Source organism: Thiorhodovibrio winogradskyi, assembly GCF_036208045.1.
GTDB classification, from domain to species: domain Bacteria; phylum Pseudomonadota; class Gammaproteobacteria; order Chromatiales; family Chromatiaceae; genus Thiorhodovibrio; species Thiorhodovibrio winogradskyi.
Genome location: NZ_CP121472.1, coordinates 4,413,780 through 4,430,876, shown reverse-complemented (window position 1 = coordinate 4,430,876; position 17,097 = coordinate 4,413,780). Strand labels below are relative to the sequence as shown.

24 protein-coding genes are annotated in these 17,097 nt (G+C 61.6%); 6 read left to right on the top strand and 18 right to left on the bottom strand.

Features of this window, described 5'->3' with window-relative positions; all coding sequences use genetic code 11:
• Window positions 1-11: 11 nt before the first annotated feature.
• The gene (locus tag Thiowin_RS20420; protein WP_328984806.1) at window positions 12-1,340 is read right to left on the bottom strand and encodes a hypothetical protein; all 1,329 of its coding nucleotides are present in this window, start codon (window positions 1,338-1,340) and stop codon (window positions 12-14) included.
• A 321-nt stretch (window positions 1,341-1,661) separates the two neighbouring features.
• On the opposite strand from Thiowin_RS20420, the gene Thiowin_RS20415 reads away from it, so the two are divergent.
• From Thiowin_RS20415 to Thiowin_RS20395, 5 genes are read left to right on the top strand one after another with little or no spacing between them, the layout of a single operon-like run.
• Entirely contained in the window at window positions 1,662-3,140 is a 1,479-nt protein-coding gene (locus Thiowin_RS20415; protein WP_328984805.1) for a RyR domain-containing protein, read from the top strand.
• Window positions 3,137-4,027, top strand: a complete 891-nt coding sequence (locus Thiowin_RS20410) for an ABC transporter permease (protein ID WP_328984804.1) — start codon at window positions 3,137-3,139, stop codon at window positions 4,025-4,027. The genes Thiowin_RS20415 and Thiowin_RS20410 overlap by 4 nt, the downstream gene beginning before the upstream one ends.
• On the top strand, window positions 4,024-4,743 hold the full coding sequence (locus Thiowin_RS20405) for an ATP-binding cassette domain-containing protein (protein ID WP_328984803.1): 720 nt from the start codon (window positions 4,024-4,026) through the stop codon (window positions 4,741-4,743). Before Thiowin_RS20410 ends, Thiowin_RS20405 begins: the two co-directional genes overlap by 4 nt.
• 12 nt (window positions 4,744-4,755) lie before the next feature.
• Window positions 4,756-5,739 (top strand): MlaD family protein, encoded by a 984-nt coding sequence (locus Thiowin_RS20400; protein ID WP_328984802.1) that lies wholly within the window; start codon window positions 4,756-4,758, stop codon window positions 5,737-5,739.
• On the top strand, window positions 5,736-6,362 hold the full coding sequence (locus tag Thiowin_RS20395; RefSeq protein ID WP_328984801.1) for a hypothetical protein: 627 nt from the start codon (window positions 5,736-5,738) through the stop codon (window positions 6,360-6,362). Before Thiowin_RS20400 ends, Thiowin_RS20395 begins: the two co-directional genes overlap by 4 nt.
• On the opposite strand, the gene Thiowin_RS20390 is transcribed toward Thiowin_RS20395, so the two are convergent.
• From Thiowin_RS20390 to Thiowin_RS20380, 3 genes are all read right to left on the bottom strand, one after another.
• Entirely contained in the window at window positions 6,348-6,851 is a 504-nt protein-coding gene (locus Thiowin_RS20390) for an ATP-binding protein (RefSeq protein WP_328984800.1), read from the bottom strand. The genes Thiowin_RS20395 and Thiowin_RS20390 overlap by 15 nt on opposite strands.
• Window positions 6,851-8,248 (bottom strand): IS21 family transposase, encoded by a 1,398-nt coding sequence (gene istA / locus Thiowin_RS20385; protein WP_328984799.1) that lies wholly within the window; start codon window positions 8,246-8,248, stop codon window positions 6,851-6,853. Before istA ends, Thiowin_RS20390 begins: the two co-directional genes overlap by 1 nt.
• Window positions 8,249-8,328: 80 nt before the next feature.
• Window positions 8,329-8,787, bottom strand: coding sequence for a hypothetical protein (locus Thiowin_RS20380; protein ID WP_456243453.1), 459 nt, complete (start codon window positions 8,785-8,787; stop codon window positions 8,329-8,331).
• On the opposite strand from Thiowin_RS20380, the gene Thiowin_RS20375 reads away from it, so the two are divergent.
• Window positions 8,737-8,910 (top strand): hypothetical protein, encoded by a 174-nt coding sequence (locus Thiowin_RS20375; protein WP_328984797.1) that lies wholly within the window; start codon window positions 8,737-8,739, stop codon window positions 8,908-8,910. The two genes, Thiowin_RS20380 and Thiowin_RS20375, sit on opposite strands and share 51 nt — an antisense overlap.
• A gap of 98 nt (window positions 8,911-9,008) precedes the next feature.
• On the opposite strand, the gene Thiowin_RS20370 is transcribed toward Thiowin_RS20375, so the two are convergent.
• The 14 genes from Thiowin_RS20370 to Thiowin_RS20305 form a co-directional block, all read right to left on the bottom strand.
• Entirely contained in the window at window positions 9,009-9,545 is a 537-nt protein-coding gene (locus Thiowin_RS20370) for a hypothetical protein (RefSeq protein ID WP_328984796.1), read from the bottom strand.
• Window positions 9,546-9,743: 198 nt separating this feature from the next.
• Window positions 9,744-10,064, bottom strand: a complete 321-nt coding sequence (locus Thiowin_RS20365; RefSeq protein WP_328984795.1) for a DUF262 domain-containing protein — start codon at window positions 10,062-10,064, stop codon at window positions 9,744-9,746.
• Between the two features lie 177 nt (window positions 10,065-10,241).
• On the bottom strand, window positions 10,242-10,472 hold the full coding sequence (locus Thiowin_RS20360) for a transcriptional regulator, XRE family protein (protein WP_328984794.1): 231 nt from the start codon (window positions 10,470-10,472) through the stop codon (window positions 10,242-10,244).
• The gene (locus tag Thiowin_RS20355; protein ID WP_328984793.1) at window positions 10,469-10,759 is read right to left on the bottom strand and encodes a type II toxin-antitoxin system HigB family toxin; all 291 of its coding nucleotides are present in this window, start codon (window positions 10,757-10,759) and stop codon (window positions 10,469-10,471) included. Before Thiowin_RS20355 ends, Thiowin_RS20360 begins: the two co-directional genes overlap by 4 nt.
• A gap of 315 nt (window positions 10,760-11,074) precedes the next feature.
• Window positions 11,075-12,016 carry a DUF4351 domain-containing protein gene (locus tag Thiowin_RS20350; RefSeq protein ID WP_328984792.1) on the bottom strand — a complete coding sequence of 314 codons (942 nt, stop codon included), beginning with the start codon at window positions 12,014-12,016 and terminating at the stop codon, window positions 11,075-11,077.
• A 275-nt stretch (window positions 12,017-12,291) separates the two neighbouring features.
• Entirely contained in the window at window positions 12,292-12,636 is a 345-nt protein-coding gene (locus Thiowin_RS20345; protein WP_328984791.1) for a type II toxin-antitoxin system RelE/ParE family toxin, read from the bottom strand.
• A complete protein-coding gene (locus tag Thiowin_RS20340; RefSeq protein ID WP_328984790.1) occupies window positions 12,633-12,917 on the bottom strand; it encodes a type II toxin-antitoxin system ParD family antitoxin in 285 nt (94 codons plus the stop codon). The genes Thiowin_RS20345 and Thiowin_RS20340 overlap by 4 nt, the downstream gene beginning before the upstream one ends.
• A 184-nt stretch (window positions 12,918-13,101) precedes the next feature.
• Window positions 13,102-13,680, bottom strand: a complete 579-nt coding sequence (locus tag Thiowin_RS20335) for an NUDIX hydrolase (RefSeq protein WP_328984789.1) — start codon at window positions 13,678-13,680, stop codon at window positions 13,102-13,104.
• Window positions 13,681-13,695: 15 nt separating this feature from the next.
• On the bottom strand, window positions 13,696-14,136 hold the full coding sequence (locus Thiowin_RS20330) for a phosphoadenosine phosphosulfate reductase domain-containing protein (RefSeq protein ID WP_328984788.1): 441 nt from the start codon (window positions 14,134-14,136) through the stop codon (window positions 13,696-13,698).
• A 200-nt stretch (window positions 14,137-14,336) separates the two neighbouring features.
• Window positions 14,337-14,534, bottom strand: a complete 198-nt coding sequence (locus Thiowin_RS20325; RefSeq protein ID WP_328984787.1) for a hypothetical protein — start codon at window positions 14,532-14,534, stop codon at window positions 14,337-14,339.
• Window positions 14,531-15,475, bottom strand: coding sequence for a hypothetical protein (locus Thiowin_RS20320; RefSeq protein WP_328984786.1), 945 nt, complete (start codon window positions 15,473-15,475; stop codon window positions 14,531-14,533). Before Thiowin_RS20320 ends, Thiowin_RS20325 begins: the two co-directional genes overlap by 4 nt.
• Window positions 15,476-15,487: 12 nt before the next feature.
• Window positions 15,488-15,733, bottom strand: a complete 246-nt coding sequence (locus tag Thiowin_RS20315; RefSeq protein ID WP_328984784.1) for a hypothetical protein — start codon at window positions 15,731-15,733, stop codon at window positions 15,488-15,490.
• Window positions 15,734-15,984: 251 nt separating this feature from the next.
• Window positions 15,985-16,524 carry an NUDIX hydrolase gene (locus Thiowin_RS20310; protein WP_328984783.1) on the bottom strand — a complete coding sequence of 180 codons (540 nt, stop codon included), beginning with the start codon at window positions 16,522-16,524 and terminating at the stop codon, window positions 15,985-15,987.
• Between the two features lie 15 nt (window positions 16,525-16,539).
• Window positions 16,540-16,980, bottom strand: a complete 441-nt coding sequence (locus tag Thiowin_RS20305) for a phosphoadenosine phosphosulfate reductase domain-containing protein (protein WP_328984782.1) — start codon at window positions 16,978-16,980, stop codon at window positions 16,540-16,542.
• Window positions 16,981-17,097: the final 117 nt, after the last annotated feature.

The following is a 17,097-nucleotide window of genomic DNA, read 5'->3' as shown; positions in this document are numbered from 1 at the left end:
GTCCAGCGACCTTAGCACCACCCGCGGGTGAAGTCGCGCAGTCGTCTCGGCGGGGCAATGTGCAGCCCTGTTTGATCCACGAGCGCCTGGCGTAAATGGCCGGCAAAGGCCTGTTGCCAGGCGGCGCGCGTCTGCCAGTCCTCGGTGTTGAACGCGCCCGCGCCGCGCATTACTCGCACACTTGGCACCGCGCCAATGGGCAGGAGGCCGGCGCAGCCTATACCAGAAAAGAGCTTCGCCGACAGCAGCAGATACACCGGGCGGCTGGCCATGACGGGATTGTTTGCCGTGTTGGGCTGGGGAGCGTAAAGGTTGATCCCATAACAGGGCTGGTTCAAGCTCATGCAATGCTTACGTGTTGCCGGGCTGGCGTGCTGGAGCCGGGCCGCGGTGGCTGGCGATAGATCGCGCAGGGCGTTGGTCAGGGTGTCGAGCGCTGCCGTCACCGGCTCCGGCAGGCCCAGCGCCCGCAGAGCGACATGGCGCTGGTGCGCTGGGCTCAGTCGATGGCGGTGCCACGGGGGCGGCGGCCCGTCCTGGCCAACAACCGCTTGGTAAATCCGCGCGGAGAGCCGCGCGAGGCGCTGGTGAATGCTCCGCATCAGGGGCTCGAAGCTCGGCGCGCCGAGTCGGTTCCAGTTTGGTAGCTCAATCAGGCAACCCGGCGGGCGTTCGCCGCGCACCATGGCTTGCGTGTCCGTTGCCAGCAGACGCCCACCAACCGCGGAGAAATCAACATCCTTGAGCGCGGCGGCGATCAGTGCCCCGCCAAGAAAGCTCAAGGGGTCGAGCAGTTGGCGCCGCTCGCGAGGATTGGTGGTGGCGCCAAGTGGCTGTGGTGTGGCGATGGCGTCGAGCTCGCGGGTGCGCCAGTAGAGCAAGTGCAAATGGAATTGCTTGGCCGCCTGCACGCTTTCACGATCACTGGTGCAGGGGTCGCAATTCAAGGCCAGAGCCAGGCGCCCGCCATCGAGTTGGAATGCGTCGCGCACGTCGGGTTGCGACATGAAGCGCACAAACTCAAGCGCGCTGAGCCACAGCAGGCGCCCGGTGATCGGTCGCACCGCTGTCGCCGTGGGTTTGGCTGTTGCCGAGACTTCGCTCAGCATCAGGTCGAACTGGGCGTGGGGCAATGCTTTGTCGATCAGTGCCAGTTGATCCTGAGCCTGAGCCTGATCCTGATGGTTCTCCTGTCTGGCTTGGGACGGATCCCGGCAGTCCCAGGCAAGAATGGTGCGCCGGCGAAAGCGTTGCTTGGGCGGGCCCTGGGTTTCATCCGCGCGCAGCTGAAAGGCTGCTGGCGCGCCAGGCACACGCAGATGATGCCAAGCGGTTGGCATTTGCTCCACCTTGGGAGGAAAGAGCGCGGCGAATGGGTCAGGGCGATGGCAGGCCATCATCCGAGACGCGAATGCCGGTTGCTCGAGCGAAGGTCAGCCACTTGCGCGGGCTTGATGCGAGCATGGTGCGGGTGGATGTTCATGCTCAGAGCTTAGCCCGCTGGGTATGGTTTACTCAAGAAGTCTGTGCGAATTGTGTCGCAAGGATGCGGAGGCATTGGTTTTTAGTTGTTCACTGAGAAGGCGAGGGGACGGGGGCGTGCTAGACTTTCGCCAGAAGGCCGTGGCGACGGCGCTGCTTGGGCTTGGGTAAAGACAATCATGCTGGCAGCCTGGACTGGCAACCGATGGAAGCTTGGAAGACGCGGGCGGGACGTCTCCACAGCTGTCCAATCCAACCCCATGCCGGGGGGCAAGAAGCAACTGGAGCTCCAAGCCTGGGCCGGGGCGGCGGTGAATCGCGTCATTCCCAACCTGCTTGAGGTGCGCGAGGGGCAGCTGGATCTGGCGGTGATTGGGACACTCGAGGCCTGTGTCGCGCTGCTGCACCGCATCGGGCGGATGATCGGGCGCCCCTTCGATGCGCCCCTGCCCTTGGTGCTGTCGGTCTTGGATTCACCGCCGGCGGCCGAGCGCGCGGCTTGCCTTGAGGTGTTTGGGTCGCTATTCGCCGAGCGCGATGGGCTGGCGCCGGCGCGACGCATGCTCTTGTTCCTGGCGTTATCCCCTGGGGAGCTCGGCGCGGGGCGTATTGAATTACTGTTGTCGGGATTTGCGGGCGCGTCCGGGCTGCTCCTGATGCCCGCGCCGGCAACGCCCGAACAACAAGAGCAGATCGCCGGGCGACTCGTGGCGCTCGGCTGGCTGCCTTTGTTCGTGGCGGTGCCTGACGGGCTCTCGGGGCGACGGGCCGCGCGCGCGGTGGACACCGCTCAGCTCGACAGTGAACGACTCGGGCGCATTATTCATGAAATGTTCCTTGAGAATGCCTGGACGCGCGGAGAGCGACGCGGCGCGAGCCCGGCCTTGCATCCCTGGCGGCGGCTGGATGAGACCTATCGCATCGCGAATCGCTCCCAGGCCGAGCATATCGCGTTCAAGCTCGCCAGCGGCGGGCTGATCGCCACCTCCGAGCCGGTCATGGCCGATGGCAGTCAGGCGCCGCTGTGGTCGCGGCCGGAGTTTCTCGAGCCCTTGTCGCGCATGGAGCATGACCGCTGGGCCAGTGATCGTTTGCTCGATGGCTGGGTCCATGGTCCGACGCGCGACAATGCCGCGCGGCTGCATCCGGACCTCATCCCCTACGAAGATCTGTCCGAGGATCTGCGCGAGAAAGATCGGGTTGCGGTGGCAACCATTCCCTTTATTCTGCAGCTCGGAGGCTTCGGCTGGCGCCCGCTTGCCCAGGTGCGACTGGTGGGGGATTGGCCTGAACTTGGCGACCATGGCGCCCTGAAGCGGCGCTGGCGGCGCGATCTGGCGCGCGCGGCCGAGGAACGCGCGCCAGCGGTGCTGGAGTTCCTGCTTGATCCGGCCGAGCCCCGCCAGTGCCAGGTCGGCAGCATGCTGGCCAACTTTGGCTTTCCGGTCTCGCTGTGGTTGTCCAGGCAGCAAGAGGTTGCGTCCCTGGGGGCGGATCCGGTGCGTCGCGCGGCACTCTTGCCATGTCTGACGCGATGCCGTCAGGTCACCTGGGATGAGGATGTCCCGCTCGCGCCCACGACGCCCTCGGCGCTCGAAGCCATGGTGGCCGAGCGCGGTGGCCTGCGCATTGAGCGCCATCTGGCCGGTCACGCATGATTGTGCGCTCCTCCCTGGCCGTCAGTGCCCTGGGCCGGCGCAAGTCATCCGGCGTGCGCGGGCGCCTGCTGCGGCTGATCGACAGACTCGGTCGCATGGCGCTCTCCCCCATCGAACTCATTGGCATGGCGGTGATGCTGCTCGCGCGCATGGCCGAGTTCATTGCCCTGGCACCCTTCGCGCGTCATCCTTTCGCCTTTCATTGGCTGATGCTGGGACGCGATCTTGCCGATCTGCTCATGGGGCCCGCGCTGCGGGTGGTGGCGCTGTCCGTCGTGCTGGGGGTGACAGTGTCGCTGGTGCTTGAGAGTTTTGCCTCTGGCCTGCTGTCGCAGACGGGCACGGCCAATCTGGTCATTGTCGCCACGGTGCAGCAAATTCCCCCCTTTGTCGCCAGTGGCGTGTTGGCCGCGCGCGGTGCGCTGCCGCTGTCGATACGCCTGGCGGAAATGGTCGATCGCGGCCAGATCGACTCCATGGCCATCATGGGCGTCGATCTGGTCATGCTGCACGCGGTGCCGCGCTGTCTTGCCGTCATTCTGGCCTCGATGGTGCATGCGCTGCTGGCCATGACCGTCTTTGGCCTGACCACGGGGCTGACCCTGTCCTGGCTTGGTATTGTGCCGACCGAGACCTTTTTTGGCGCGCTCAGGTTGTTGCCGGTGTTCGAGAAGCTCGGGCTAATCGGGCTGCAACTGCTTAGCGCCTCGGTACTGGTGGTGGCCGTGGCCGTGGTCCAGGGCATTCAGGACAGTGGTGATGAACGCGTCGACCTGGCCCAGGTCAGCGTGGTCTGCATTCTCAAGGCGGCCACCGTGGTGCTGGTGGTCAACGCGTCCTTCGCGCTCACGCGCCTGCCGGAACTGCCGGTGCTGGTGTGGCGATGAACCTGGCGCCAGCATCCACCGCGCCTGAGTCGGTGGTCAGTGGCCTGGGTGTGGAGGTCAAGGGTCTGGTGGTGCGCCGGGGAGCGCGCCGGGTACTGGATAACCTGTCGTTTCAACTTGCCGCTGCTGAACTGCTGCTGATCACCGGCCCGGCGGGCTGCGGCAAGAGTACCCTGTTGCAAACACTGGCCGGTGTGCTGAGTGTCGATGCCGGCCAGATTCTGGTCGGTGGTCGATCCGCCGCCGAGGCGCTGGCGGCGGGGCAGGTCGGCGCGGTTTTTCAGCGCGACTCGCTGCTGCCCGAACTCACGGTGCTGGAGAATCTACTGCTGCCACTGATGGTTGGGCGGCGCTTGTCGCGGCGCGTGGCCATGATTCGCGCCCAGGTGCTGCTCGCGCAGTTTGGCCTGGTCGACATCATGCACGCCTGGCCGGGGCGCCTGTCGGACGCCTTGCGCCGACGCGCGCTGCTGGCGCGGGTGATGGCGGTGCAGCCGGAGCTGTTGCTGCTCGACGATATTCTGGCCGGCCTGGATGCCGCCGGGCGGGCGTTGATCGTGCGTATTTTGTCGCCGCCAACTGGGCGTGTTGCGACCATCATCGCCACCACCAGTCGACCGGAGGATTTCGCGCGCGATGCCGGGGCAATGCTGCTGCTGCCCCAGGGGACGGCAATTCGGTATGATCAGCGCGGAACCGACAACGGGGCGCCTTAGGAGGAGCATCGATTGCGGCACAATACGCTGACTTTGCAAAATCGCGTGGTGGGAAGCGCCGTGGTTGTGCTCGTTATTTGGGCGGTCGTGATGGTGATCGGCCAGTTGCGCGAGCGCCATGCTGGTGCCTCTTACTTCACCCTGACCACGGACATGATGGGGGTGCAAGTGGGCAGCCTTGCCACCCTGAATGGCTTCGAGATCGGTCAGGTCACATCGGTGTCGCTTGAGTCCGACGACGGCCAAGTCAAAACCGCGGCCGAGCTGTTGTTTCGGGTTGATTTTCAAATCGTCGCCCCGGTGGTCTTCCCGGCGCAAGAGACGTTTCTCAGTATTGAGGAGGTCAATCCGGTCGCGCCGGCGCGACTGGTGATCAAGCAACTCCCCAGCCCTTTAGTGGACGACAAGGCAGAAGTATCCGGTGACCGGCGCTCGGCCAAGGTCATCTACCCTTGTCCCGCTTTGCAGCCTTCCGCTGGTGAGTTAATTGCTGCTGGTGGTTGCATCCCCACGCTGGCCGTTGAAGAGGACGTACGTCCCGGTCTCAGCGGACTCATTGCCGCTGGAACCGACACTCTAACCACCGCCACCAAGACCCTGGGCATACTGGAGCTGACCATCGCGGAATTTGCGATTTTGGGCCAGGAGCTTAGGGAGAATAACGAGCGTTTGGCGGAAATGCTCAGCGATAAGCCCGGCAGTCTGTATCGTTTGCCCGCGGCGCTCGAGGATTCCGCCACCCGCATGGCCGATGTCACCGAACAGTTGCGCGGCGATATGGTCGAGCGGGTTGATCGCATGATCACGCCGGAGACCATTGCCTCCCTGGCGCGCTCAATCACGCAGCTTGAGGAGTTGATCGCCACCACCGGGCATGGCAGCCAGGAAACACTCGAAAATCTCGCTGCCATTACCCGTGGCCTCAATCGCATTACCTGGGAGCTGGAGCGGGATCCCGTGGGTTTCCTGCGCGGCTCTGGCGGAGGAACAAGATGATAACAGCGCGTCATTTCGGGCGCCTTGCCTTGGTGCTGGTCGCGGCCAGCCTGATCGGCGGCTGCGCTTTTCAGGCGACCGAGCCGGCACTCATGTATCGGCTTGTAGTGACACCAGAGGCTGGCATGGACAGGATGCGCGCCGCATCTCCTCTCGAACTGATGCCGCTGCGTTCCAATCGCCCCCAGGGCGGTTCCCTTGGGATCATGGTCGCCGAGGTTGGCGCGGTGGTCCGGGTGGATGAATTTAGCGCCGGGCGTTGGGAAGAATCGCCCGAGACAGTCATCGAGCGCGCTTTGATTGCCGCACTCAATTCGCGCGCTGCCAGCACCGCGGGCGAACCAGATCCTTCCGAAGAACTCCTGGCTCGCCCGCGTTTGCGTGTTTCACTGGAGCAATTCGAGATGGTTGAGCCGCAATCAGGCGGCGAGCCCCATGCCGCTGTCGCGCTTGGCTTCCAACTCCTGTCCTCAAGAAACCGCCTGGTCTTGAAAACCGGCGAGATCCAGGAACGTCAAACACTGCCCCCCAATCCGTCCCTGGAACAGGTGGTACTGGCATTCAACCGCGCAAGTTCGCGCGCGGTATCGCGCTTTGTCGCCGAGGTGTTAGCCTTGCGCTAGGGCTCGCGGTAACCCCGCCAAGCGCTTGAGCAGGCGCGTGGTGGAATGATCGGCCAACGACGCATACAGCTCATCGATCAGATCCTGGGCATTGTAAAACCGCCCGCGGTAACCATTGACCAAGGCCTCGCGCAGCAGCCCGATGGCCAGCCCGGTTTTGCCCGTCCCAGGCGGCCCGATGAAGACCAGATTCTCCGCGCGTTGGAGAAAGCCCAAACCCGCCAGCGCCCGCACATGGGCGGCATCGACACTGGGCTGGCGCTCAAAGGGGAAGCTCGCCAGCGACCACTCCCAGGGCATGCGTGCCTGATGCAAGCGATACGCCAGGCTACGCTCCTGGCGGTAGCGGTGTTCTTCGCGCAACAACGCCAGCAGCACCGCCGTTGGGGGATCGCCCGCGCGCTCCGCGGCATCAAGCACCTCCTCCAGGCAGGCGCGCATCCCGCTCAGGCGCAACTCGGCCAATACTGTCAGCAAGGTCTCGCGCATCAGTCCTCTCCCAGTAAGAAAAACTCACCGCGCACCTGCTTGAGGATCAGCGCCTCCAAGCGGTTGATGTCATACAGGCCATAGGCATGGGCATGGGCCACGGCGGCCAGAAAGGGCTCAGGCGGATAGGTGCGCTGCAACGCCAACAACCGCTTCAGCCGCGCCACGCCGCGACGTGGGGCATGGGTGCTGAGCGCCTCGACATAGGCGGTCAAACGCGCATCGGCGTGCTCCAGCAGCGCCTGCTGCGCTGGCGGTGGTTGCGTGCGACGTCGGCGCAGCGGTGCATGATGGCCCGGCGCGACCAGGCGTTGATGGCGTTGCCCAATCGCCCGGTCATGGCGCGCGACCTCGCGGCCCCGGGAGAAGACCCGCAGGGTCTCGAAGCCCTGGTGAATCTCCACCGCTTGACCGATCAAGCGCTCGGGGACTGAGTAGCGGTTAGTCTCCAGATGCACAAAGGCGGCCGTATCGACCACCCGATGCTGGATCAGACACACCTCGGGCTGATGCAGCGGCAAGGGCCGCAGAGCCGGTTGCTCTTGTTCAAAGGCCGCGCGTGGGGCGGTGCCCAGCGAGCGCTTGAGCTTTTGGTTGGCCACCGTCTCGCACCAAGCCCGCGCCTGGGCATTCAGATCGCGCCAATCGCCAAAGGTCCGACCCGGTAGAAAATTGTGTTCGACGTAGTGAAATAGTCGTTCCACATAGGCTTTGCGATCGGCATGGCGAATGGCATGGGGAACGAACTGCACGCCAAAACGTTCGCCGAATGCCACCACCGGCGCGGCGATGCTCGCCCCGGGCCCGCTTCCGGCGCCCACCAGCACACTGGTGTTATCGATGGTGCAGCGCCGGCAGGTTCCACCAAGAAAGCGAAACGCGGTATCGAGAAAGACCTCGGCTTCAAAGCGCGTAAAACACGGATAATATTGAACAAAAAAATAGCGACTGAAGCCGAGGATCAGCGCCGCGCACTGGGCCACCAGCCTCTGCCCGCCCAGGGTGAGCCGGTGCGGGGAGGTGTCATGCTGCATTTCTTGGCCAGGTGCAAATTCATAGTGACCGACCCGCACCGGCGCCGGCTCGCGCAAGCCCAACGCCCGCACCCACGAGGTCAGGGTGCTGTAGGGAATGTCCTGGCCCAGCTCCTCACGCAGCAGCTCCTGCAGACGCACCACATTCCCCCGTGCCTTGGAGTAAAGCGCGGGCAGTTGCGAGGTGAGCCGTGGCGATCGCGTCGCTGTCGGGGCCGCGCGGCGCGCCGGACGCTGGACACCCTGGGCTAGCACCTGGCGTACGGTCGCGCGACTGTGTCCGAGCAGGCGGCTGATCTGGCGCACGCTCGCTCCCTTTTCGTGGAGTGTGAGAATGCTCTGGCGTTGCGGCTCGGAAAGCATCGGCCATCTCGCTAAAGGCTTTGGTGGTCTTGGACACGGCCTCGCGCAACGCGGCGAGCGTGGCGGCATCGGGGCTGGGATCAAGTCATACGGGGAGGCTGCGCATCAGCGCCTGCAGTTCCCGGCGGATCTGCGCGAGGCGAGCGTGGAACTGCGCCTCGGGGTCGGTGCTTTTTGGGAGGTTGGCACTCTCTTTGGCCTGAATAAACAACCGCGGTTGGGCCAGAAGGCGCGCGCGCACCGTGCGATTGGCCTGGAGATAGTGCTGATACCAGGCGTTGAGCTCGCGCGTCGACAGCGGCTCGCGTTGCAGGGAGGCCAGGAGAGTCTCGGCGTCGGTGGGGGCAAGCGCGCGCCAATGGCGCCAGGATGCGACTGGCGGCCCAACTCGACAGTACCCCGCTGCGCACAGCCTCCTGCAGCGGTTCACCCAGTTGCGTGAGCAGCGCCAGGCGGCGGTTGACCCAGCTGGGATCCTTGCCCACGGCATGAGCCAGTTCATGCTGGCTGGCGCCTTCGGCAACGGCCGCCGAGAGCATCCAGGCTTGTTCAATCGGCTCGAAGGAACGCCCTTGATGGCGCGCGAGCACCTGGATCAAGGCGCCCGCGAGCGGTTCGTGCCAGACTTCAACCACGGCGGTGTCGCGCCCCAGGCGTTGTAGGGCTTCCCAGCGGCTATAGCCGTCGACCAGGATGAACTGCTCCGAGCCGGTGACCACCGCCAGCGGCACACGCTGACCGTCGGCGTCGATGGATTGCATCAGACGGCGAATCTGCGCCGGGCGCTGCACGCGCGTGTGACGAAAGGGTGCCTGCAGCTGGTGCAGGTCGAGGGCGCGGGGTTGGCATACGCGGCTGTCCATGCGTCATACCCTAGACGCTCCGCAGGCGCGATGGCACTGAGCCAAAACAGGTTTTCCGCGCTGACAGGTCCTCTTTTGCAATCCTCCCCGGTCCAGGGCTCGATGCGGTAAACCCCTGTCGCTAGGACTGTTTCACGCGTCTTCACGTCCTCTTTTGCAATCACCGCGACGCGTCGCCGGGCGTTGCGCGCGACATACTCGGGATGCGATTCGCGCCAGGCACGCCAGTACTCCGGATGCGCCTGTGCCCAGGCGCGTTGCGCGGCCTGGTCATTCGCGCGGTAGTCCGGATCACTGCCGCGCTTGGCTCGCTGCCAGGCGCGCTTGCGCGCGCGCTGGCAGGCGTGATCCGAACAGTAGGTCTGGCTGGGATTCTGCGGACGCGGCTCGAACAGCTCGCCGCAACAACAACATCTCCGGGTCTCGCTCATCATTTGGTACCGATCCGCTCAAGGCTTCTCGGTCTAAATGAGACCCAAGGCCCGCTCACGGCGGGTGATCAGGTGGGTGGGGCAGTTTCGGCTAGCGCTTGTCGCTCGCGCAGCACGGGTGGGTCAGTTTTTGTTAGCAAGGGTGGGTCAATTTCAAATAGCGGCAAGGTGGTAAGATGTCCATGCTTGTCGCGTGCTAACCTAAGGCACTTTTTCAATTTGCTGATAAAGTAGCGAGCAGGTTGTCAGAAATAAATTCGACCCAGGCCCCATTTTTTGATGACTCAGCACGACAGAGCCCAGGAAGTAGTGGCCGTAGTTCTCGACCTGCGCGCGGACGTGACCGGATTCGTAATAGTCCAGAAACTTTCCTGTCAGATCATCAATCAACTCACGGACCTGTCGTTCTTGCCAACCGTACTCGCGTTGATAAAAATCGATGGCATACTTGGCCTTATCGAGCAGTTCTCGCACCGTGCGGGCACGGGCTTCAATGGATTTTAGCTGGTCAAAATCAGTCATCGTGTGTTCCGGAGACAATATGGACCTCAGTCCTATCAGGTCTCGACTGGCTGCCAACTCAGACACCGAGTGCAGGGAGTGCCTTGGGGTTTATCGGCTGGGAACGATTTATTTTTGGTTTCGCAAAAACAAGCCGAGCCAGGCCCTTTTAATTATCCCTGCCCCCTTTAATTAATATCAAGCCAGCGGCTCATGGTCAATTTCGTAGGCTTCAATAAGATCACCAATCACGGCGACCAACGAATACAGTGGATGCGTTGCGTCGTCACGCACAATGTCGAGCAGACTGTTGAGCAGGGCGATAGTTTGCTCATAGTCGAGCATCGAATCAATATGGTGAACCGGAGCCAGAGATTGGAGCGATTGCCAAGCCGGGACTAATTGCTGCACATCAATCGCTGGATTCATGATGTTCTCCAAGCATTTCTGTCGTATTCAGCGTGGGTCATAACATGGCGCACATAAAGCCTTTGCTTGTCGTAATGAATGACGGCCACTAAACGATAGCGATTACCGCCTACATCAAAAATTGTCATCCCATCGACATAATCCGCCGATGCAAAGGTCTGCCGCAACTGCGGAAAAGAAACGGCAGTGCAGTTCGATGCTTTTTTGAACCATGCCTCTAAGAGTGTTCTTGACTCAGGGTGTCGCAGCCAGAATTCTCGCAGAGGTTTTTTGGAAATCACGCGCATCAGCTTTCTTTATTCAGTAGTAATAGAAATTAAATCGCACCTGACCCCTTTGATTCCTTTGATTCTTGATTTGTTCGAAAATTAAATCGACCCTGACCCCTTTGATTCCCTCCAAGTCTTTACAAGTCTCTTCAGATGAGGCAAAACTAACTTAATTTAGTGTCCTAAAATTGGGGTCCACTATATTTATTGGAGTTGATCTGGCAAATCTGGCAAATTAAAATCGAACCTGACCCCTTTAATTCCCCCTTTAATTCCCCAGAATTGCAGAATTGGGAATTGGACCTTTGATGTTGCCAGCGTGGCCCGTAAGCCTCAGTGGAAGATGGTCTCTGGGCTGTCGGCGCTGAGGATGCGCTCTGACCATGCCTCAAGCTGCTCCGGCTCGGCGGATTCAATGCGCGGGCGGTAGGTCTCGGCTGAATCAGTGCCGAATTTCCGCGCGAACTGGCGCATCAAGATCGCGGCCTCACCCTTCTGAATCCCCGCTCGCTCAACAGTCGTCACGTATGGCATTTGGTATTGCTCCTCGTAGGCGTAGAGTTCTTGGCGAAACTCCGCTTCCAGCTCTTCAGGCAGACGGATCATCCAATCGATCAGGCGGAAGAGTTCTTCAATCAGCGTGCGCTCATAGCCGCGCTCGTACATCAGGCGCATCAAGCGGAATTTCCAGCGTTTCAGGGTCTCGGCATCGTCGGTCACCTTGGCCCGGATTTGGGCCATCACCACCAAGGCAAAAACATTGTCGCTCGCTTCCAGCTCGGCCCAGCGCTCGGGGGTGGCGTAGTCGAGCAGTTTGACCATCGGAAAGTCGAATTGCACCCGACAGTCCCACAGCGCCGTGCTGTAGCTGTTGGGGCGGAAACTGCGCTTGGTATCAGCCAGCACCGCCAGGCTCGCGACCGGCACTTGGTAGGCATCGCGGATTTTGTAATTGTAGGTGAACATCCGCTCGGCAAAGTCGCTTTGCGGATCACCTTGCACTTCAACATGGGCCAGCACCCACACCGGCGTGTCATCGCGGCGGGTGACGCCGACGAGCTTATCCGCATAGCGCCGGGTGGTCTTGGCCTCGCACACGATCTTCTGGAATTCCTTGTCGAGAAACTGCACGCCCTTTGACCAGTCGATCTCGGCATGGATGGCCGGAAACAGCAGCGCGAGAAACTCCGGAAAGAACCGCTCCAGCGCCTCTTTCCAGGGGCTGTCGTAGTCGGGTTTGTCGCTGGTGTCTGTGGCTTGGGTGTCGGCTGTCATGGGGTGATTTTAGCCGATTTGGGGCGGGGTGGGAGCGTTGGGGGCAGCCCGAAAGGAATTAAGTATACTGTCCCCAGAATTCCGGTTTCATCGGCCTGCTTTTCAACACTCAGGTGATCGGGGGCGGGCGATGATTGTAACAATCATCGGCCAACTGGCGCTGCCATTCTAACAACACCGCGCGGCATTGCAGGCAGTCGAGTGCGTCGAGCCGTTGCGTCACGCCGGGCGCGGTGGCGGGGCGCGGTGGCCGATGTGCTGTCGCCGAAGCAGCATCAGTTAGCCTTGGACGGCGGGATATGCCGCACCAGGTCCATGCTGTCATGAAGGATACGCAGCACTTCAATGAGACGCGCGCGCTCGTTAACTCGAAAAACGACCTCATGCCGCCCTTTGCGTCCATTGCGCGCGACATGCAAGATTGCCACATTTTTACCCAATTCCACCGGCCATCGCACACCCAGGCTTTCAGGCCCTTCGGCTAAGTCTTCAAGCGCATCGTTAATGACATCGGTGTAAATATCGACTTGCAACGGCCCAAACTGTTCGAGCGTCCACTCGAGAATCGCCTCAACATCTTGAGCGGCCTGATCGGTCAGACGCACCGTCCAACTGTTCATCCCTGCTTCGCCAGAACACGCCGACCGATGCTCTTGATGTGCGCGCGCAGCGAGGTGACATCTTGAAAGTCGGTGTAGCGCCCCGCCTCGATATCGGCGATACCCACCGCCACTGCCTCGCGCAAGGCCGCGAGTTTCGCTGTTTGTTCCGCCTCGCGGGCCTGCACCAGGCGCAAGCCCTCACGCAGGACTTCGCTGGCGTTTTGGTACTGCCCGCTGACGACCATTTGTTCGACGAACTTGGCTTGAACATCGGTCAGCACGACATTGCGGGTAGGCATGACATGACTCCTTGGCGACATAAATGGCATATTCTGCCAATCTGTCTTGAATCGTGCAAGCTGCCTCGCGTATCCACCGCCGCTTTTTGCTGATCGGAGGAATCACGATGCCTTGATGGATGCAGCCGATCTTGCCGGATCTGACCGACAACACGGCGGCGAAGGATTCTGCCACCGCTTGCCGTCAGTTTTCCGGCCAACGACAAAGCGCCCCGTCCGGCTCCGCTCCATGGGCCAACTGGCGCTGCCATTCTAACAACACCGCGCGGCATTGTAGGCAGTCGAGTGCGTCGAGCAGTTGCGCCACACCCGGCGCGGTGGCGGGGGCGGTTTGGCCGATGTGTTGTTGCGGGATGGTGCAGTCGGGGTCGATGTCGGCGACCAGACCCCACAGGCCCTGGTTGGAGAAGGCGCTGTTGATCATCCAGGGTTGCTGGTTCAGGGCGGTGATCTGGCTGATGGCCGTCGCGGGTACGCCAAGCTCGCGCTCGAGCAGAAAGGGCACGATGTCGAGTGGCTGCTTGCCGGCCGGGAGACGTCCTCCGGGAAAATCCAAGGTTTCGCGCTGGATGCCGGGGCGGAAGGTGGGACTCACACAGACCAAGCGCCCGCTGTGCACCGGCAAGACGATGACGGAATCGACTTTCTCCACCCGCCAGTATTCCAGCTCCTGGCCTTTGTCGCATCGCCAACGCTCACCAATCAGGCTCACCCACTGGGAGTCGAGTCGAACGATTTCACTCAGGCGTGTCCAGGCGCTCATCACTGACATCGCTCCTCACCGGGCGGCACCGGGGTCTGCCTGCTGCAGGCCGCAGTAGTCGCCGATTAAACACTCACCGCGCTGATCGCGGCCTTTGGTCGGGTCCCAATGATCATGGTTCATCGGTAGCCCATGCTGCGAGAGATAGCCTAGGGCATCGATTTTCGGCCAGTCCAGAATGGGGTGTACCTGGTAGACCCCGTTTTTGAACTGAATCGGCTCCGCCGCCCGGCGCTCCGGGGTCTCATAACGCATGATGCCGCGCAGCCAGTGGCTGGGGCGCAGCTCGGCGAAGGCGCGATTGAGCGGCTCGTGCTTGATCTTGCGCACCACCAGGGAGAAATGCGGCGAGCTGGGATCGCGCCAGCCACCGTAGTGGCGTTCGATGTCGCCTGGGGTCAGGGGGCTGCGATAGACGCGCAGGTCATCGCCCTGGACGGGAAAGTCGGTGACCATGGCGGCGGGGGTCTGGTGCCATGACCTTTAGGGGCAGATAGGTGGCGACTGATTGGTTATATCGCCATCATTGCTAAAAAATAATTCAACCCAGGCCCCTTTGATTGTTAATTATTAATCCTAATGATGTATTGGCTTCTCGGCAAAATTGCGTCATGACATGCCAAAACGATTGCAACGCTTATTGCTGTTGCAGGTAATTAAGTATCCTGTCCCCGGAATTCCTTCTGGAATTCCTTGTCGAGAAACTGCACGCCCTTTGACCAGTCGATCTCGGCATGGATGGCCGGAAACAGCAGCGCGAGAAACTCCGGAAAGAACTGCTCCAGCGCCTCTTTCCAGGGGCTGTCGTAGTCGGGTTTGTCGCTGGTGTCTGTGGCTTGGGTGTCGGCTGTCATGGGGTGATTTTAGCCGATTTGGGGCGGGGTGGGAGCGTTGGGGGCAGCCCGAAAGGAATTAAGTATACTGTCCCCAGAATTCCCCTGTCGGGTTGATCGCTGGAAGCAGCAGCCTCTGGCTCCAATGCGGCTTTTCTCGCAGCCTCTTCGGAAATCGATGGATCTGCCGGCACGACCTGGCGCTCTGGGAACAAATAGCGTGTACCAACGCCCTGGAAGGCCAACCCACCCGCTGTTGCCAGCACGACGAGGAGCGTCAGCAAGATGGCCAGGACGTTCAACTTGGAAGCGGCAGTGCGCAGCTTCTCATCGATTTGCCGCCGAAGCGCACGGTTTTCCTTCGCCAACTCCGCCCGCTCCTGGACGATCTCCAGGGTCACCCCGGCAGCCGCCATGGCCTGGTTGACCTTCGCAATCACCGCCAGGCCAGCACTCAAGTCGCCCTGAATCTCGGCATAGTAGTCGATTCGCGTCTGCGCATTGAGTCGTGCGCCATTGATCCGATCGAGAAAGGTCGCCAGCTCGCGTGACAGGGCCGTTGCTGTAGCCAGGTCAGGCAAAAACGCCAGCTTGTCCCTGTGCGCTTCGGCCATGTGATAGACATACAGATCGAGCGCGTCGTAATACGCGCGCTTGCAGTGCTTAAACGCCTCAACCACATTGGCCCGATAGGAGGCGTGCTGTTCTGATGCAGTCACCGCTTTCAGCACATGGTGCCCGGCATAACGCAACTGGTTAATCGGCTGCGCCATCGTCGAGGGCAAGATATTGGCCAGCACGCGCACGAGTTTTTCCGTCTCTCGGTACCAGACCCAAACCTGCTTCAATTGAATCTGGTCTTCCTGCTCCGGTGGTATGTCGATTGCTCGAACATCCGCACTGGCCTCCTCTTCAAGCAGTGCAATCAACCGCCGCGCCTCAAGTCTGAGCTCATCTTCCACGATGTGGCAGCCTCAGCGCGCCAAAGCCCGAATATCCTGTAGCGCTTGCTGTGCCCGTGCATGCAACTCCTCGCTGCTCAAGCCGTCGGTCGCGACCGCACGCCCAGCGGCGACCACCACCTGCCCCCTGCTGAGGTGATCAGTCGGCCTCAGCCCATAGCGGGCATCAACGGCTGCGGGGATGTCGCTTGATTCAACCGCGTGGCCGATGGTGTTCAGACCGGATAACTCCGCGATAACGCGCCGGAAGAAAGACATTGTTGTTCCCGTTGGTGATGTGGCGGACAGTGGCACCCCGAGTGGTGCCTGTTCAACGGTGATGTTACCGTCAAATCAGTCAGACGATCCAGCCCTCTTTATCGTGCGGCGCGGACCTCGTCCAGCTTCAGGCACGGGCTAACGGCGAGGATGCGGGGCTTGAAGCGCCCGGCGCTGTCGCGCAGAAAGCGCTCGACGTTGGCCTGCGCGTCCAGGTTGAACTGGGCTTGTCGCGGAGTGAGCAGTTCGGTTCAGCCACAGCATCTCAGCCGTTGCCATTCCAACAACACCGCGCGGCATTGCAGGCAGTCGAGCGCCTCCAGCAGCTGCTCGACCCCCTGCGCGGTGGCGGGGGCGGTTTGGCCGATGTGTTGTTGCGGGATGGTGCAGTCGGCGTCGATGTCGGCGACCAGACCCCACAGGCCCTGGTTGGAGAAGGCGCTGTTGATCATCCAGGGTTGCTGGTTCAGGGCGGTGATCTGGCTGATGGCCGTCGCGGGTACGCCAAGCTCGCGCTCGAGCAGAAAGGGCACGATGTCGAGTGGCTGCTTGCCGGCCGGGAGACGTCCTCCGGGAAAATCCAAGGTTTCGCGCTGGATGCCGGGGCGGAAGGTGGGACTCACACAGATCAAGCGCCCGTTGTGCACCGGCAAGACGATAACGGAATCGACTTTCTCCACCCGCCAGTAGTCCAGCTCCTTGCCTTTGTCGCATCGCCAACGCTCACCAATCAGGCTTACCCACTGGGAGTCGAGCCGAACGATTTCACTCAGGCGTTTCCAGGCGCTCATCACTTAAACCGCTCCTCACCGGGCGGCACCGGGGTCTGCCCGATGCAGGCCGCAGTAGTCGCCGATTAAACACTCACCGCGCTGATCGCGGCCTTTGGTCGGGTCCCAATGATCATGGTTCATCGGTAGCCCATGCTGCGAGAGATAGCCTAGGGCATCGATTTTCGGCCAGTCCAGAATGGGGTGTACCTGGTAGACCCCGTTTTTGAACTGAATCGGCTCCGCCGCCCGGCGTTCCGGGGTCTCATAACGCATGATGCCGCGCAGCCAGTGGCTGGGGCGCAGTTCGGCGAAGGCGCGATTGAGCGGCTCGTGCTTGATCTTGCGCACCACCAGGGAGAAATGCGGCGAGCTGGGATCGCGCCAGCCACCGTAGTGGCGTTCGATGTCGCCTGGGGTCAGGGGGCTGCGATAGACGCGCAGGTCATCGCCCTGGACGGGAAAGTCGGTGACCATGGCGGCGGGGGTCTGGTGCCATGACCTTTAGGGGCAGATAGGTGGCGACTGATTGGTTATATCGCCATCATTGCTAAAAAATAATTCAACCCAGGCCCCTTTGATTGTTAATTATTA

What these genes read in the sequence shown, in the direction of transcription:
- Thiowin_RS20370 (WP_328984796.1), bottom strand. Translation starts at nt 9,545, where the DNA reads ATGATGAGCGAGACCCGGAGATGTTGTTGTTGCGGCGAGCTGTTCGAG.
- Thiowin_RS20355 (WP_328984793.1), bottom strand. Translation starts at nt 10,759, where the DNA reads ATGCGCGTGATTTCCAAAAAACCTCTGCGAGAATTCTGGCTGCGACAC.
- istA (WP_328984799.1), bottom strand. Translation starts at nt 8,248, where the DNA reads ATGCTTTCCGAGCCGCAACGCCAGAGCATTCTCACACTCCACGAAAAG.
- Thiowin_RS20395 (WP_328984801.1), top strand. Translation starts at nt 5,736, where the DNA reads ATGATAACAGCGCGTCATTTCGGGCGCCTTGCCTTGGTGCTGGTCGCG.
- Thiowin_RS20410 (WP_328984804.1), top strand. Translation starts at nt 3,137, where the DNA reads ATGATTGTGCGCTCCTCCCTGGCCGTCAGTGCCCTGGGCCGGCGCAAG.
- Thiowin_RS20330 (WP_328984788.1), bottom strand. Translation starts at nt 14,136, where the DNA reads ATGGTCACCGACTTTCCCGTCCAGGGCGATGACCTGCGCGTCTATCGC.
- Thiowin_RS20380 (WP_456243453.1), bottom strand. Translation starts at nt 8,787, where the DNA reads ATGCTCTCGGCGGCCGTTGCCGAAGGCGCCAGCCAGCATGAACTGGCT.
- Thiowin_RS20420 (WP_328984806.1), bottom strand. Translation starts at nt 1,340, where the DNA reads ATGCCAACCGCTTGGCATCATCTGCGTGTGCCTGGCGCGCCAGCAGCC.
- Thiowin_RS20340 (WP_328984790.1), bottom strand. Translation starts at nt 12,917, where the DNA reads ATGCCTACCCGCAATGTCGTGCTGACCGATGTTCAAGCCAAGTTCGTC.
- Thiowin_RS20335 (WP_328984789.1), bottom strand. Translation starts at nt 13,680, where the DNA reads ATGAGCGCCTGGACACGCCTGAGTGAAATCGTTCGACTCGACTCCCAG.
- Thiowin_RS20310 (WP_328984783.1), bottom strand. Translation starts at nt 16,524, where the DNA reads ATGAGCGCCTGGAAACGCCTGAGTGAAATCGTTCGGCTCGACTCCCAG.
- Thiowin_RS20350 (WP_328984792.1), bottom strand. Translation starts at nt 12,016, where the DNA reads ATGACAGCCGACACCCAAGCCACAGACACCAGCGACAAACCCGACTAC.
- Thiowin_RS20305 (WP_328984782.1), bottom strand. Translation starts at nt 16,980, where the DNA reads ATGGTCACCGACTTTCCCGTCCAGGGCGATGACCTGCGCGTCTATCGC.
- Thiowin_RS20375 (WP_328984797.1), top strand. Translation starts at nt 8,737, where the DNA reads ATGAGCCAGTTCATGCTGGCTGGCGCCTTCGGCAACGGCCGCCGAGAG.
- Thiowin_RS20390 (WP_328984800.1), bottom strand. Translation starts at nt 6,851, where the DNA reads ATGCGCGAGACCTTGCTGACAGTATTGGCCGAGTTGCGCCTGAGCGGG.
- Thiowin_RS20365 (WP_328984795.1), bottom strand. Translation starts at nt 10,064, where the DNA reads ATGACTGATTTTGACCAGCTAAAATCCATTGAAGCCCGTGCCCGCACG.
- Thiowin_RS20360 (WP_328984794.1), bottom strand. Translation starts at nt 10,472, where the DNA reads ATGAATCCAGCGATTGATGTGCAGCAATTAGTCCCGGCTTGGCAATCG.
- Thiowin_RS20405 (WP_328984803.1), top strand. Translation starts at nt 4,024, where the DNA reads ATGAACCTGGCGCCAGCATCCACCGCGCCTGAGTCGGTGGTCAGTGGC.
- Thiowin_RS20325 (WP_328984787.1), bottom strand. Translation starts at nt 14,534, where the DNA reads ATGACAGCCGACACCCAAGCCACAGACACCAGCGACAAACCCGACTAC.
- Thiowin_RS20415 (WP_328984805.1), top strand. Translation starts at nt 1,662, where the DNA reads ATGCTGGCAGCCTGGACTGGCAACCGATGGAAGCTTGGAAGACGCGGG.
- Thiowin_RS20315 (WP_328984784.1), bottom strand. Translation starts at nt 15,733, where the DNA reads ATGTCTTTCTTCCGGCGCGTTATCGCGGAGTTATCCGGTCTGAACACC.
- Thiowin_RS20345 (WP_328984791.1), bottom strand. Translation starts at nt 12,636, where the DNA reads ATGAACAGTTGGACGGTGCGTCTGACCGATCAGGCCGCTCAAGATGTT.